Below are 13,406 nucleotides of genomic sequence, written 5' to 3'. Positions count from 1 at the left end.
AGGCGAACACCGCGCGACATTTCAACCTTACGCGGGGTGGGAACGATTGTTAGGTATGGGAAACGTTCGGCCCGCGACATATGGTGTGGCGGACGGAGGACCCCATGCTCTCACCCCACTTCCGCGCCTTGATGGATACCGTGCCCGATGGCGTGATCGTCATCGATGGCCAGGGCACCATCCAATCCTTCAACCCCGCCTGCGAACGCCTGTTCGGCTGGACCGCGGCGGAGGTGATTGGCCGTAACGTCAAGGTGCTCATGCCCTCCCCCTACCAGGAGGAGCATGACCAGTACCTGGCCCGCTACCACGCGACGGGGGAGAAGCGGATCATCGGCATCGGCCGCGAGGTGACGGGCCTGCGCCGCGACGGCACCACCTTCCCCATGGAACTGTCGGTGGGCGAGGCGCAGCAGGACGGCCCGCCCGCCTATATCGGCATCATCCGCGACATCAGCGACCGGCGGGCGGCGGAACAGGCCCTGCGCAACCGCGAGGCGCGCCTGGCCTCCATCATCGAGACCATTCCGGACGCCCTGATCGTCATCGACGGCCAGGGGCTGATCCGCTCCTTCAGCCCGGCGGCCCAGCGGATGTTCGGCTATACCGAGGGCGAGGTGCTGGGGCTGAACGTCAGCATGCTGATGCCCTCGCCCTACCGGGAACAGCACGACCAGTATATCGGCCGCTATCTCGCCACGGGGGAGAAGCGGATCATCGGCGTCGGTCGCATCGTTTCCGGCCAGCGCCGGGACGGAACCGTCTTCCCCATGGAACTGGCGGTCGGTGCTGTGGATCTGGAGGGGGAGCGCCTGTTCACCGGCTTCATCCATGACCTGACGGAACACCAGGCGGTGGAGCGGCGGCTGCAGCAGCTTCAGGCCGAACTGCTGCATGTCAGCCGGGTCAGCGTCATGGGGCAGTTGGCGTCGGCCCTGGCGCATGAGCTGAACCAGCCGCTGACGGCGGTGGTCAATTACATCAAGGCGTCCCTGCGGCTGCTGGAGCGGGCGGAAAGCGCCGACATGCCCCTGGCGCGGGAAGCCATGGACAAGGCGTCGGCGCAGGCGCTGCGGGCCGGGCAGATCATCCGCCGGCTGCGCGACTTCATCGCCAAGGGCGGCACCGACCGCCGCGCCGAAAGCCTGGACGGGCTGATCGAGGAGGCGGCCGCCCTGGCCCTGGTCGGGGCGCGGGAAAGCGGCGTGCGCATGGAATTGCGCCTGCAGCGGCAGGATCTGCGCGCCGTCATCGACAAAATCCAGATCCAGCAGGTGTTGCTCAACCTCATCCGCAACGCGGTCGAGGCGATGAGCGGCCAGCCGGAGCGCATCCTGTCCATCACGGCGGCCCCCGATGCCGTGGGTTTCATGGAGATCGCGGTGGCCGATACCGGCCATGGCCTGGATGACGCCGCCATGGCCCGCCTGTTCCAGCCCTTCGTTTCCGGCAAGGAGCGCGGCATGGGTGTGGGGCTGTCGATCAGCCGGTCCATCGTCGAGGCCCATGGCGGCCGGCTGTGGCCGGAACGTAACGAACACGGCGGCGCGACCTTCCGCTTCACGCTGCCCCTGCTGTCCGAGTCCGAGGAAAACCAGGATGCCTGACCCTGTCATCGCCGTGCTGGATGACGATGCCGCCGTGCGGGATTCGCTGCGGCTGTTGCTGATGGCGTCGGGCTACCAGGTCGCGGCCTTCCCCTCCCCCCTGGACTTCCTCGACTCCGACGCCCCGGCGCGCTGCGACTGCCTGGTGGTGGACGTGCGCATGCCCGGGCTGACCGGCCTGGAGGTCCAGGAACGGCTGGTCGCCGCCGGGTCCACCCTTCCGGTCATCATCATGACCGGCCATGGCGACGTGCCCCTGGCGGTGGCCGCGATGAAGGCTGGGGCGGTGGACTTCATCGAGAAGCCGTTCGAGGAGGAGACGCTGCTGGCGTCCATCCAGTCGGCGCTGTCGCGGCCCCGGGCCGCGGTTGACGCTCCGCCGTCCTCAGCCACGGCGCCGGCGGAGGCGCCCTCGCCGGAGGTGCTGGCCTGTCTCGGCGCGCTGACGCCCCGGGAACTGGACGTGCTGCAGGGCCTGGTTGACGGCAAGCCCAACAAGATCATCGCCTTCGACCTGTCCATCAGCCCGCGCACCGTGGAAATCCACCGCGCCCGGGTGATGGAGAAGATGCGCGCCACCAGCCTGTCCCATCTGGTGCGCCTGGCGCTGACGGCAGGTATTCGCCCGAACGCGGGTTGATCCGCGTCAAACACGGCCGGAATACGGGGAAACCCTTATTACTCCTGTACGCGCCAGGCCTTAAATTCACCAGGGTCGACGGGGCCGGCACCACCGACGCCGGTGTAACGCCCCCGAGGAGATTTGATGTGGCCGAGATCGCGGCGGGACGGATCCATGTCGTCGATGACGACGAGTCCGTCCGCGATTCCCTTAAGTTCTTGCTCCGGCTGTATGGCTTCGAGGTCGACCTCCACGCCTCCTGCCAGGACTTCGCCACCGATTTCGATGGTGGGCGGGGATGCCTGCTGCTCGACCAGCAGATGCCGGGCATGACGGGCGTCGAATTCGTGGAGGGTCACCGCGCCCTGCTGCGCGACCTGCCCGTCCTGATGATGTCCGCGAACATGGAACCGGAGGCGCGGGAGCGGGCGACCCGGGCCGGGGTGGTCGGTTTCCTGGACAAGCCCGTCGATACCGGCCGGCTGGTGGACGAGTTGCGGCGGCTGCTGGCCGCCGCCTGACGGCGTCCCGTCAGCGGCCGTAAGGGATTTGGCGTAAGGGGTTTCAAGGGCATAAGGGGTTTTACGTAGGTAGAAGACCGAACTCATCAGGCGGGCCCGCGGGCGCTAACGTCCTCTCAACGGAATGACGACGGGCTTTCGGGCCCGACACAACGGGAGCCCCCCAGATGACGCCATCGCTCGCCACCGCCCCGACCACCGCCCGTCACCCCAGCCCCGCCGTCTTCGGTGCCATCCCCGCCCCTTCCGCCGGCCGCGCCGCGACGGCCAGCCCCTTCGCCCCCTGGGGGATGAGGCCTCCGCCTACAGCCGGGACCAGGTGATCTTCTCGGAGGGCGATCCGGCCAGCAGCGTGCGCATCGTCACCTCGGGCATGGTCCGTATCCTGCGCATGATGGCCGATGGCCGGCGGCAGATCGTCGGCTTCCTCCAGCCCGGCGACATGCTGGGGCTGGCCTTGGGGGGCACCTACCTCTATTCCGCCGAAGCCGTGACCCCCGTGACCCTGCGCCGCCTGTCCCGCACGCAGTTCGATACGCTGCTGGAACGGGATCCCGAATTGCGCCTGCGCCTGCTGGCGGCCACCGCCACCGAATTGCAGGTGGCGCAGGAACAGATGCTGCTGCTGGGCCGCAAGACCGCGCCAGAGCGGCTGGCCAGCTTCCTGTTGCGCCAGGCCCGCCGCGTGACGCCCGAGCCTCAGGACCACTGCCGCATCCCCCTGCCCATGACCCGCACCGACATCGCGGATTTCCTGGGCCTGACCATGGAAACCGTGTCGCGCGCCTTCACCAAGCTGAAGACCACCCGTCTCATCCGGCTGTTGCCCGACCAGATGGTGGAACTGGTGGATGTCGAGGCGCTGATCGACCTGTCGGAGGGCTGCGGCCGGTCGGGCCTGGTTCAGTAATATCAAGGGCATTTGATCGTGACCGTTCAAATGCCGCCCTCAATCGCCGGGCGCCCGCATCCGCTGGCTGGGCTTCCTCCCTTTGCAGTTCACTGACGTTCCCCGCAAAGGTCCGGCGGCCGCAGTTGCGGCCTACCGCGCCTCAGTATTCCCGCTGGCGATCCACCAGGTTGGTCAGCGGTTGCCCGGCGGCCAGTCGCTTCAGGCCGCCCACCACCTGTTCCACCGCCGTGCGCGCCTGGGTGATGGCGGCGACATGGGGGGTGACGGTCACCTTGGGGTGGGTCCAGAAGGGATGGTCGGTCGGCAGCGGCTCGGTGCGGAACACGTCCAGGGTGGCGCCGGCCAGATGGCCGCTGTCCAGCGCCGCCAGCAGATCCTCCTCCACCAGATGGCGCCCCCGGGCCGCATTGATGACCACGGCCCCCCGGGGCAGCTGGGCGAACAGGCCCGCGTCCAGGATGTTCTCGGTGTCCGGCGTCAGGGGCAGCAGGCAGACCAGGATGTCGGTGCGCGCCAGGAAGGGCGCCAGCCCCTCCGCCCCATGATACGTGGCGATGCCGTCCAGGCTCTTGGGGGACCGGCTCCACCCCGCCACGTCGAAGCGCAGGGCCTTCAGGGCCTGCGCCGCGTCGCTGCCCAGGGCGCCCAGCCCCAGGATGCCCACCCGCCGTTCCCGCGCCAGATGCTGGTGGGTCAGCTGCTTCCACTCCACCGCCCGCTGCTGCGCCTCGAACAGGGGGGCGTCGCGGTGCCAGCGCAGGACGTGCAGGCAGACATATTCCGTCATGCCCTCGGTCAGGCCAGGCTCGACCATGCGCACCAGCGGCAGGTCGGGCAGGGTGGGGTCGGCCAGCAGGGCGTCGACCCCGGCGCCCAGCGAGAAGATGACCTTCAGGTTGGGCAGGGTGGCCAGCAGGCCCGCCGGCGGTTTCCACACCAGGGCGGTGTCGATCTCCGCCGGATCGCCCATGCCCTCCGGCCACACGCGCACCTCGATATCCGGTAACTGGGCTTTGAGTTCCGTCACCCAATCGCCGGCGTGATCATGGGCGGAGACGAACAGCAAGGCCATGGCATCTATCCTGGTTTGGGGGCCGCGGTCGCGACGATCAATCCTGCCCGTCGTCGCGCTGGCTGCTTTCCGACCGGAAGGGGTGGGCGGGGTAGACGCCCAGGATCTTCAGTTCGCGGGCGAAGAAGTCCAACTCCTCCAGCGCCAGGCGCAGGGGCCGGTCCTCGGGATGGCCCTCCACGTCGGCGTAGAACTGGGTGGAGGTGAAGCGGCCGCCCACCATGTAGCTTTCCAGCTTGGTCATATTGATGCCGTTGGTGGCGAAGCCGCCCATGGCCTTGTACAGGGCGGCCGGCACGCTGCGCACGCGGAAGACGAAGCTGGTGATGACGGGGCCTTGGCCGCGCGGCGCCGGCTTGGGCTCCCGCGACAGGATCAGGAAGCGGGTGGTGTTGTGCTCCGCATCCTCGATGCCGCGCGCCAGCACCTCCAGCCCGTAAATCTGGGCCGCCAGTTCCGAGGCGATGGCGCCCTGGGTCAGGTCGCCCCACTTGGCCACGTCGGCGGCGGCGCCCGCCGTGTCGGCGTGGGTGATGGGCGCCAGGCCGTGGCCGCGCAGATAACCCCGGCACTGCGACAGCGCCTGGATATGGGAGTGCACCTGTTTCAGGCCGGCGAGGGTCGCCCCCTTGGGCGCCACCAGGCAATGGACCACGCGCTGGAAATGCTCCCCGATGATGTGCAGGCCGCCCTGGGGCAACAGGTGGTGCATGTCGGCGACGCGGCCCGCCACCGAGTTCTCGATGGGGATCATGGCCAGGCGGGCGCGGCCCTCCGTCACGGCGGCGAAGGCGTCCTCGAAGGAATGGCAGGGCAGGGGGACCATGTCGGGGAACACCTGGCGGCACGCCATGTCGGAATTGGCGCCCGGCGCCCCCTGGTAGGCGATGGTGTTCTCAGGGCCCTGCACACTGTTCGGCATCACTTTCCCTTTCCTGTCCCGGCACCCTCGGGCGCCGGCGATCCCCGGCTTTGTAACCAGGGATGCAGCCTACAACGGCAGGGGGCGGAATCTCATGCCGTTGGTTTTAGGGGGCGCCTATGCGGCCGATGAGGGCGCGGGCGCGCTCCAGGTCCTCCGGCGTGTCCACGCCCAGGGGGACGGCGTCCACCACCGCCACGTCGATGCGCATGCCGTTGGCCAGCGCGCGGAGCTGCTCCAGCTTCTCGCGCTGCTCCAGCGCGGCGGGCGGCAGGGCGACGAAGCGGGCCAGGGCCTCGCGGCGATAGGCGTAAAGCCCGATGTGGTGATGGTGCGGGCCGGCGCCCCAGGGCGTCGTGGTGCGGGTGAAGTACAGGGCCCGGCCCACCCGGGCGCCCGGCGCCAGCTCGATCACCGCCTTGACCACGTTGGGATTGTGCCGTTCCTCCTCCACCGTGATCTCCACGGCCAGCGTGGCGATGTCCACGGCCGGGTTGGCCAGCGGGCCGAAGGCGGCGCGCACCGTCGCGGGCTCCACCGTCGGCAGGTCGCCCTGGACATTGACCACGGCGTCGTGGCGCCCGTCCGGGTCCACCTGGCGCAGCGCCTCATAGATACGGTCGGAGCCCGAGGGGTGGTTGGGATCGGTCAGCACCGCCTGGCCCCCGGCGTCGCGCACCGCTTCCACGATTTCCTTTTCCGCCGCGGCCACCAGGACGGGGCCGATGTCGGCCTCCGCCGCGCGGCGCCACACCTGCACGATCATGGGCGCCCCACCGATATCGGCCAGCGGCTTGTTGGGCAGGCGGGTGGAGGCCAGGCGCGCCGGGATGATGACGATGGGGGCGGTCGGGGCGCCAGGGGGCGGGCTGCCAGTGGACGGGGTGCTGGCGGGGCGGGAAGACATGGGGGTGTCGCCTACGAATTGATTTGCCTCATGGCCGGGGCAGGCGTGCGACATTTACCACCCTCGGTCAAGCCGGTTTACAAGCGGGGCGCCGAACTATCTTGCCCTGGTTGAACAGGCCGCTTATCGTCGCCCGGAATTGGGAGAACGATGGCCGGACCATAACGGCCCCGGGCATCGACAAGCGTCACCACCTGGCGTTAATTTGAACGCGCAGGAATCATAACCAGCACGCGAACCGCATGCAGCGTGGTACATGAGGGCTTGATCTGATGGCGGGTAGCTTCTTCAACAAGATTTCCATGGCCATTCTGCTGGGCGCGCTGATCGCCCTGCTGGCGGGGTTCATCGCCAAGAAGGCCGTGCACCCGACGATGTTGACCGAGAACGTCTACAAGATCGAAGGGGCGGAGGCGGCGCCGGCCGCCGGCGGTGGCGAGCCCGCGGCACCGGCCAAGCCGGACCCGGTCAGCCCGCTGCTGGCCAGCGCCAGCGCCGAGAACGGCGCCAAGCTGACCAAGGTCTGCCAGGCCTGCCACACCTTCGACAAGGGCGGTCCGGCCAAGGTGGGCCCCAACCTGTGGGGCATCATCGGCAACAAGCAGGGGCATATGGAGGGCTTCGCCTACTCCGACGCCATCAAGAAGCTGGGCGGCACCTGGGATTACGAAAAGCTGAACGAGTTCCTCGCCAGCCCCAAGACCTATGCCCCCGGCACCAAGATGACCTTCGCCGGCTTCAAGTCCGTTAAGGACCGCGCCGACGTGATCGCCTATCTGCGCAGCCAGGCCGACAGCCCGGCGCCGCTGCCGTGATGTCCGGGTTCGCCGTCCAGGCTCTTCTGGGCGGCGAATCATCATAAAAAGAGATTGGGAACGGCCCGGCTTACTGTAATAGCTGGGCCGATTGCCCTCGGGCCAAAAGGCGGTTCACCGCCTTTCTGTCGAACGAGACGAAGCGCTCGCCGCCCAACCACTGTCCTTCATAGGCGACGACGCCATCGGCGAAATCACCGCCCGCGTCCAGCATGGCCAGCCCGGCCTCGGCGCCGGGACGATTGACCACGACATTGCTGGTGTCGATGAGCGCACGGATCGCTGTCGCGATGTCGGTGCGCGCCACACCGTAATGGCGGTCCAGCACCCATACCAGTTCACACAGCGCGTGGATGCTGACGGCCACAAGGCTGGCGTTTTCCACGGCCGCGGTGGCCAGGGCGTTCTGTGTCTCGTCATCAGCCATGATCAGCCGCACCAGCACGTTCGTGTCGGCGGTGATCCTCATTCCTGGCCCAGCCCAGCAGCGGCACCGGCCTCGGCGATGGCGTCGTTTAGCGCATCGATGGAAAGCCGGGCTCCGTTGCCTTTGTCTTTCAGCATGCCCCGCAGCGCCCCCCATGTGCCTTTCGGCTGTTCGGCCCTGAGTTCCGCCCGGCCGTCCGGCAGGAGTTCCAGCGTGATTTTGTCCCCTGGCTTGATACCGAGGTGCTTCAGGATTTCCCTCCTGAACGTGACCTGACCGCGGGTTGTCACAGTGAGTGTCGTCATCATGCCGCCCTCCGATGGTGTCAATGTAATGCAAAAAGGCATTACTTCAAGGCCAACGGCGGTGGCATCGCCAATGCCCCTTTGGCCTCCCCTGCAAGGAGGCGTCAATTCGGCGTCAATTCCGGTATAAGAACGGGGTCCGATATAAGGATGGGCCGCTTTCGCGGCTCCTACGCCTATCCATCGTTTAGGAAGCCCCCCATGACCACGCCCGTGCCCGACGACCTCATCGCCCTGGCCCACCGCATGGCCGAGTCGGCGGGTGCCGTCATCCGCCGCTATTTCCGTGCGGACGTGGAGATCGACGCCAAGTCCAACCTGACGCCGGTCACCATCGCCGACCGCCAGGCGGAGGAGGCCCTGCGCGCCATCCTGGCCGCCGAGCGCCCTGACGATGGCATCCTGGGGGAGGAGTTGGGGACCCATGGCCTGGACCGCGAGTATGTCTGGGTGCTGGACCCCATCGACGGCACCAAGAGCTTCATGACCGGCCGGCCCATCTTCGGCACCCTGATCGGCCTGCTGCGCCATGGCCGCCCGGTGCTGGGCGTCATCGACCAGCCCATCCTGGGCGAACGCTGGATCGGCGGCGTGGGCCACCCCACCCGCTTCAACGGCACGCCTGTGCGCACCCGCGCCTGCCCCACCTTGGCGGAGGCGACGGTGACCACCACCAGCCCCGATATGTTCAAGGGCGAGGAGGCGGAGCGGTTTGCCAGCCTCAAGGCGGCCTCGCGCTACGTCGTCTATGGCAGCGACTGCTACGGCTATGCCCAGGTGGCCAACGGCTGGCTGGACATTTCGGTGGAGCGCGACCTGGCGCCCTGGGATTGGGCCGCCCTGGTGCCGGTGGTCGAGGGGGCCGGCGGCCGCATGACCGACTGGCAGGGCCGCGACCTGGTGCTGGGTGCGGTGGGCGAGGTGGTGGCCTCCGGCGACGCCCGGGCCCATGCCGAGGCGCTGGCCATCATGGGTGGCGGCGCCCTGTCTTAAACGTCGCCCTCCAGCCAATCCTCGATCAGGCGGCGGGCGATGCTGTCGGCGCCGGGCAGGCGCAAGCTGCCGTCCGGCGGCCCGCGCCGCAGGCTGGCCTGGTACACCTCCTCCCGGCTGAACCAGCGCGCGTCCTCCAACTCCTCCAGATCCACCTTCAACTCGGTGGTCACGGCGCGGGCGTGGAAGCCCAGCATGAGGGAGGAGGGGAAGGGCCAGGGCTGGGAGGAGAGATAGCGCACATCCGTCACCTGGATGCCGGCCTCCTCCATCACCTCGCGCGCCACCGCCTCCTCCAGGCTCTCGCCCGGCTCCACGAATCCGGCCAGGGTGGAATACATGCCCTGGCCGAAACGGCTTTGCCGGCCCAGGACGCAGCGGTCGCCGTCATGCACCAGCATGATCACGGCGGGATCGGTGCGGGGGAAATGCAGGGTCTTGCAGTCGGGGTTGGTGCAGCGGCGGACATGCCCGCCCTCGATCACCTCGGTCACCGTGCCGCAGACGCCGCAGAACCGGTGGCGCTGGTGCCAGCCCAGCAGGCCGCGGACATAGGCCAGCAGGCTGGCCGTGGGCCGGTCCACCTGGTGGGCCAGGGTGCGCAGCTCCACCGGTGTGCCCAGGCCCAGCAGCGCCGGATGGTCTTCCTCAAGGCCCGACAGGTCGACGGCGAAATGGGCGATGTCGCCCTCCACGCCCAGGAAGGCGGGGGCCAGGGTCGCGGCCTCACGCCACCACGGGCTGGCCGGGTCCAGGTAGACGGGCCGTACGGGCGTCCCGTCCAGCGCTTCCGTCCCTTCCGGCGGCGAGGTCACCAGGAACTGGCCTCGCCAGACGGCCAGGAAGCGGCTGTCTGGCGCCGCCAGGCGCTGGGCCAGCCACTCGGCCTGCTTGCGGGCGACGGTGGCGCGGTCCAGGCCGGCGCCGGTGTAGAAGTTCTTTTGGGACCGGTTCGTCATGATCACCATTGGTCTCATGACCGACCGGAGGGGGCAAGACCACCCCGGGTCGCGGGCGCATCGGAACAGGCGGGGCGGCCCTGCCGCCTTTTCACTTGCTATGGGGTGGGTCGATGCCGATATATGGCGGCGGGAGGTTGGCGGCGGACGTGTCCCTCGCCAACCCGGTCAGGTCCGGAAGGAAGCAGCCGTAACGAGTTTCGGCGCGGGTCGCATGTCCAGCCTCCCACCTCATAAAATCTGAACGCCGCCTTTGGGCCGGCCACACGGTCCGGCCCGCGCAGGGCCGGCGGCAGCCAGCGCCGGAAGGGTTGAGCGATCCCGTGACCGATCAGAGCCCGCTTTCCCCGACGTCCAGTCCCCCGCCCCCGCCGGCAACGCCGTCTATCGCGTGCTGGCCCGCAAGTACCGCCCCCGCAATTTCGATGAGCTGATCGGCCAGGACGCCCTGGTGCGCACCCTGCGCAACGCCATCCAGTCCGGGCGCATCCACCAGGCCTATATGCTGACCGGCGTGCGCGGCGTGGGCAAGACCACCACCGCCCGCATCATCGCCCGCGCGCTGAACTGCGTCGGCCCCGACGGCCAGGGCGGCCCCACCGTCAGCCCCTGCGGCGTGTGTGAGCAGTGCGTGTCCATTTCCCAGGACCGCAACGTCGACGTCATCGAGATGGACGCGGCCAGCAACACCTCGGTCGACAATATCCGCGAGATCATCGAGGGCGTGCGCTACGCCCCCGCCGGCGCCCGCTACAAGGTCTACGTCATCGACGAGGTCCACATGCTGTCGCGCAGCGCGTTCAACGCGCTGCTGAAGACGCTGGAGGAGCCGCCGCCGCATGTGAAGTTCGTCTTCGCCACCACCGAGATCCGCAAGGTGCCGGTGACGGTGCTGTCGCGCTGCCAGCGCTTCGACCTGCGCCGCGTGGACCAGGGCACCCTGCAGGCCCATTTCGGCCGCATCGCCGACCAGGAATCGGTGCCGGTGGAGGCGGAGGCGCTGAGCCTCATCGCCCGGGCCGCCGATGGGTCGGTGCGTGACGGCCTGTCGCTGCTGGACCAGGCCATCGCGCTGGGCGGTGGTGCCGTGACCGGGCTCCAGGTCCGCGACATGCTGGGCTTGGCCGACCGCACCCTGGTGGTGGACCTGTTCGAATCGACCATGTCCGGCAAGCCAGCCGACGCCCTGGCCGTGCTAGACGATTTGCACAAGCGCGGCGCCGACCCGGTGGTCATCGCCCAGGACCTGCTGGACTTCACCCACTTCCTGACCCGCGCCCGCGTGGTTCCCGGCACCGCCCAGGACCAGGGCATTCCGGAGATGGAGCGGGTGCGCGGCGGCGACCTGGCGGCCAAGCTGGGCATGCCCGCCCTGGCCCGCGCCTGGCAGATCCTGCTGAAGGGCCTATCGGAGGTGCAGCAGGCGCCGGTGCCCATGCAGGCCCTGGAAATGGTGCTGATCCGCCTGGCCTACGCCGCCGACCTGCCCAGTCCGGGCGACCTGGTGCGCAAGGTGATGGAGGGCGGCGTGCCCACCGGTGCCCCCATGGGTGGCGGCGGTAACGGGGGTGGTGCGTCGGCGGGCGGCGGCAACGGTGGCACGATGGCACGCGGCATGGCCCTGTCCAACGGCACCGCCAATGGCGGTGGCGCGCCCATGGCCGTGCTGCGCGGCGGTTTGGGGGGCGGCTTGGCCGGCGCGATGAAGGCGGCGCCCGTGGCGGCCCCGGCGCCGGTGGCGGAGCCTGTGCCGGACTTGCCCCCGGCCGATCCCAAATCCTTCCGCGAGGTGGCGGAGCTGTTCGGCGCCCGGCGCGAGGGCATGCTGCAGGGCAACCTGTTGAGCATGGTCCACCTGGTGAAGTTCGAGCCGGGGCTGATCGAGCTGCGGCCCACCGCCATGGCCGTGCCCAACCTAGCCGGCCGGGTGGGGCAGCTGCTGACGGAATGGACCGGCCGGCGCTGGATCGTCACCGTTTCCGGCGCCCCCGGCGAGCCCACGCTCAGCGACCAGGATCGCGCGGCGGAGAACCGCACCCGTGAGCAGGCGGCCGCCAGCCCCCTGGTGCAGGCCCTCATGGCCGCCTTTCCCGGTGCCAAGATGACGGCGGTGCGCGACCTGGACCAAGTGGCCGCCGCCGCCGCCAAGGCCGCCGCCGAAGAGGCCGCACGCGCCCCCGCCTTCCCTTCTTACGAGGATGGCGGTATGGATGCCCCGGACAACCCGTATTTCGACGCGCCGCCCGATATGAGCGACGGCGACTGGGAAGGAGATTTTTAGGCCATGAAAAACATCGGCCAGATGATGAAGCAGGCCCAGCAGATGCAGGCCAAGATGCAGGAAATGCAGGGCAAGCTGGGCGAGATCGAGGCCGACGGCCAGTCCGGCGCCGGCATGGTCCGCGTCGTGGTCAACGGCAAGGGCGAGCTGAAGAAGGTGAAGCTCGACAAGTCCGTCGTCGACCCCGAGGACATCGAGGTGCTGGAGGACCTGCTGGTCGCCGCCTTCAACGACGCCAAGAGCAAGGTCGAGGCGCACATCGCCGAAGAGACCAACAAGCTCATGGGCGGCCTGAAGCTGCCGCCGGGCATGAAGCTGCCGTTCTGATCGGCGCCACCCTTCAGGGTGTGGTTTTGAACGCCGGGCCTGGCGACGGGCCCGGCGTTTGCATTTTCCCCGCTGGAACAAAGCCGGCACAGCCCCTATCTTGGCGCCATGATCGGCCCTGAAATCGACCGCCTGATACAGCTGTTGTCGCGCCTGCCGGGCCTGGGTCCGCGCTCGGCCCGCCGTGCCGCCTTGCACCTGATCAAGAAGCGCGACCAGCTGATGGACCCGTTGGCCGAGGCGCTGGCCGCCGCCGCCGCCCGCATCCGCACCTGCCCCGTCTGCGGCAACCTGGACACGGTCGACCCCTGCGGCGTCTGCCGCGACCCCGCCCGCGACCGCGCCACCCTGTGCGTGGTGGAGGAGGTGGGCGACCTCTGGGCGCTGGAGCGCACGGGCGCCTATCGCGGCCTCTACCATGTGCTGGGCGGCACCCTGTCGGCCCTGGACGGCATCGGCCCCGACGACCTGGCCGTGCCTGGCCTGCTGGCCCGCGTGGCCCAGGGTTCGGATGGCACGCCGGTGCGCGAGGTCATCCTGGCCCTGAACGCCACCGCCGGCGGCCAGACCACCGCCCATTACCTGACCGACCGCCTGTCTGGCCTGAACGTCGCCATCAGCCGTCTGGCCCACGGCGTCCCCGTGGGCGGTGAACTGGACTACCTGGACGACGGCACCCTCACCGCCGCCCTAAGGGCGCGGCGGACGTTGGGGTGAGGGAGCGCCCCCACCCCA

The 13,406-nt window shown here is 69.0% G+C and carries 15 protein-coding genes and 1 other RNA gene; 10 read left to right on the top strand and 6 right to left on the bottom strand.

The features are described from left to right. Nucleotides 1-104 precede the first annotated feature (104 nt). The 4 genes from ULB03_RS05075 to ULB03_RS05060 all read left to right on the top strand — a co-directional run bounded on the left by ULB03_RS05075 (nucleotide 105) and on the right by ULB03_RS05060 (nucleotide 3,660). Entirely contained in the window at nucleotides 105-1,607 is a 1,503-nt protein-coding gene (locus tag ULB03_RS05075; RefSeq protein ID WP_322482178.1) for a PAS domain-containing sensor histidine kinase, read from the top strand. Continuing rightward, on the top strand, nucleotides 1,600-2,247 hold the full coding sequence (locus tag ULB03_RS05070) for a response regulator transcription factor (protein ID WP_322482177.1): 648 nt from the start codon (nucleotides 1,600-1,602) through the stop codon (nucleotides 2,245-2,247). Before ULB03_RS05075 ends, ULB03_RS05070 begins: the two co-directional genes overlap by 8 nt. 128 nt (nucleotides 2,248-2,375) lie before the next feature. Continuing rightward, nucleotides 2,376-2,750, top strand: a complete 375-nt coding sequence (locus tag ULB03_RS05065) for a response regulator transcription factor (RefSeq protein WP_322482176.1) — start codon at nucleotides 2,376-2,378, stop codon at nucleotides 2,748-2,750. A gap of 319 nt (nucleotides 2,751-3,069) precedes the next feature. Continuing rightward, nucleotides 3,070-3,660, top strand: a complete 591-nt coding sequence (locus ULB03_RS05060) for a helix-turn-helix domain-containing protein (protein WP_416211033.1) — start codon at nucleotides 3,070-3,072, stop codon at nucleotides 3,658-3,660. A gap of 142 nt (nucleotides 3,661-3,802) precedes the next feature. Here ULB03_RS05060 and ULB03_RS05055 read toward each other — a convergent pair whose 3' ends face one another. From ULB03_RS05055 to ULB03_RS05045, 3 genes are all read right to left on the bottom strand, one after another. Next, nucleotides 3,803-4,735, bottom strand: coding sequence for a 2-hydroxyacid dehydrogenase (locus ULB03_RS05055; RefSeq protein WP_322482174.1), 933 nt, complete (start codon nucleotides 4,733-4,735; stop codon nucleotides 3,803-3,805). Between the two features lie 37 nt (nucleotides 4,736-4,772). Further along, nucleotides 4,773-5,657 (bottom strand): prephenate dehydratase, encoded by an 885-nt coding sequence (locus tag ULB03_RS05050; protein WP_322482173.1) that lies wholly within the window; start codon nucleotides 5,655-5,657, stop codon nucleotides 4,773-4,775. A 106-nt stretch (nucleotides 5,658-5,763) separates the two neighbouring features. After that, nucleotides 5,764-6,564: a 3-deoxy-manno-octulosonate cytidylyltransferase gene (locus tag ULB03_RS05045; protein ID WP_322482172.1), complete on the bottom strand. Its 801-nt coding sequence runs from the start codon at nucleotides 6,562-6,564 to the stop codon at nucleotides 5,764-5,766. Between the two features lie 272 nt (nucleotides 6,565-6,836). Between ULB03_RS05045 and ULB03_RS05040 the strand changes: the two genes are divergently transcribed. Continuing rightward, a complete protein-coding gene (locus ULB03_RS05040) occupies nucleotides 6,837-7,379 on the top strand; it encodes a c-type cytochrome (protein ID WP_322482171.1) in 543 nt (180 codons plus the stop codon). Between the two features lie 70 nt (nucleotides 7,380-7,449). Here ULB03_RS05040 and ULB03_RS05035 read toward each other — a convergent pair whose 3' ends face one another. Beyond that, nucleotides 7,450-7,848, bottom strand: coding sequence for a type II toxin-antitoxin system VapC family toxin (locus ULB03_RS05035; RefSeq protein ID WP_322482170.1), 399 nt, complete (start codon nucleotides 7,846-7,848; stop codon nucleotides 7,450-7,452). Continuing rightward, nucleotides 7,845-8,114 carry an AbrB/MazE/SpoVT family DNA-binding domain-containing protein gene (locus tag ULB03_RS05030; RefSeq protein WP_416211032.1) on the bottom strand — a complete coding sequence of 90 codons (270 nt, stop codon included), beginning with the start codon at nucleotides 8,112-8,114 and terminating at the stop codon, nucleotides 7,845-7,847. Before ULB03_RS05030 ends, ULB03_RS05035 begins: the two co-directional genes overlap by 4 nt. Before the next feature lie 198 nt (nucleotides 8,115-8,312). Here ULB03_RS05030 and hisN point away from each other — a divergent pair, with 198 nt between their 5' ends. Beyond that, entirely contained in the window at nucleotides 8,313-9,104 is a 792-nt protein-coding gene (gene hisN, locus ULB03_RS05025) for a histidinol-phosphatase (protein ID WP_322482169.1), read from the top strand. Here hisN and nudC read toward each other — a convergent pair. Next, on the bottom strand, nucleotides 9,101-10,063 hold the full coding sequence (nudC, locus tag ULB03_RS05020) for an NAD(+) diphosphatase (RefSeq protein WP_322482168.1): 963 nt from the start codon (nucleotides 10,061-10,063) through the stop codon (nucleotides 9,101-9,103). The genes hisN and nudC overlap by 4 nt on opposite strands. A 132-nt stretch (nucleotides 10,064-10,195) precedes the next feature. Between nudC and ffs the strand changes: the two genes are divergently transcribed. From ffs to recR, 4 genes are all read left to right on the top strand, one after another. After that, nucleotides 10,196-10,293: signal recognition particle sRNA small type (ffs, locus tag ULB03_RS05015), an RNA gene on the top strand. 161 nt (nucleotides 10,294-10,454) lie between these two features. Beyond that, the gene (locus tag ULB03_RS05010; RefSeq protein ID WP_416211030.1) at nucleotides 10,455-12,344 is read left to right on the top strand and encodes a DNA polymerase III subunit gamma/tau; all 1,890 of its coding nucleotides are present in this window, start codon (nucleotides 10,455-10,457) and stop codon (nucleotides 12,342-12,344) included. A 3-nt stretch (nucleotides 12,345-12,347) separates the two neighbouring features. Then, nucleotides 12,348-12,671: a YbaB/EbfC family nucleoid-associated protein gene (locus ULB03_RS05005; RefSeq protein ID WP_040842623.1), complete on the top strand. Its 324-nt coding sequence runs from the start codon at nucleotides 12,348-12,350 to the stop codon at nucleotides 12,669-12,671. Between the two features lie 108 nt (nucleotides 12,672-12,779). Continuing rightward, nucleotides 12,780-13,388 carry a recombination mediator RecR gene (gene recR, locus ULB03_RS05000; protein ID WP_322482167.1) on the top strand — a complete coding sequence of 203 codons (609 nt, stop codon included), beginning with the start codon at nucleotides 12,780-12,782 and terminating at the stop codon, nucleotides 13,386-13,388. Nucleotides 13,389-13,406: the final 18 nt, after the last annotated feature.

It is taken from the genome of Nitrospirillum goiasense (assembly GCF_034427435.1).
Taxonomy (GTDB): Bacteria; Pseudomonadota; Alphaproteobacteria; order Azospirillales; family Azospirillaceae; genus Nitrospirillum.
The sequence above is the reverse complement of the archived record's forward strand: the minus strand, read 5'-3'. Positions and strand labels throughout refer to the sequence as shown.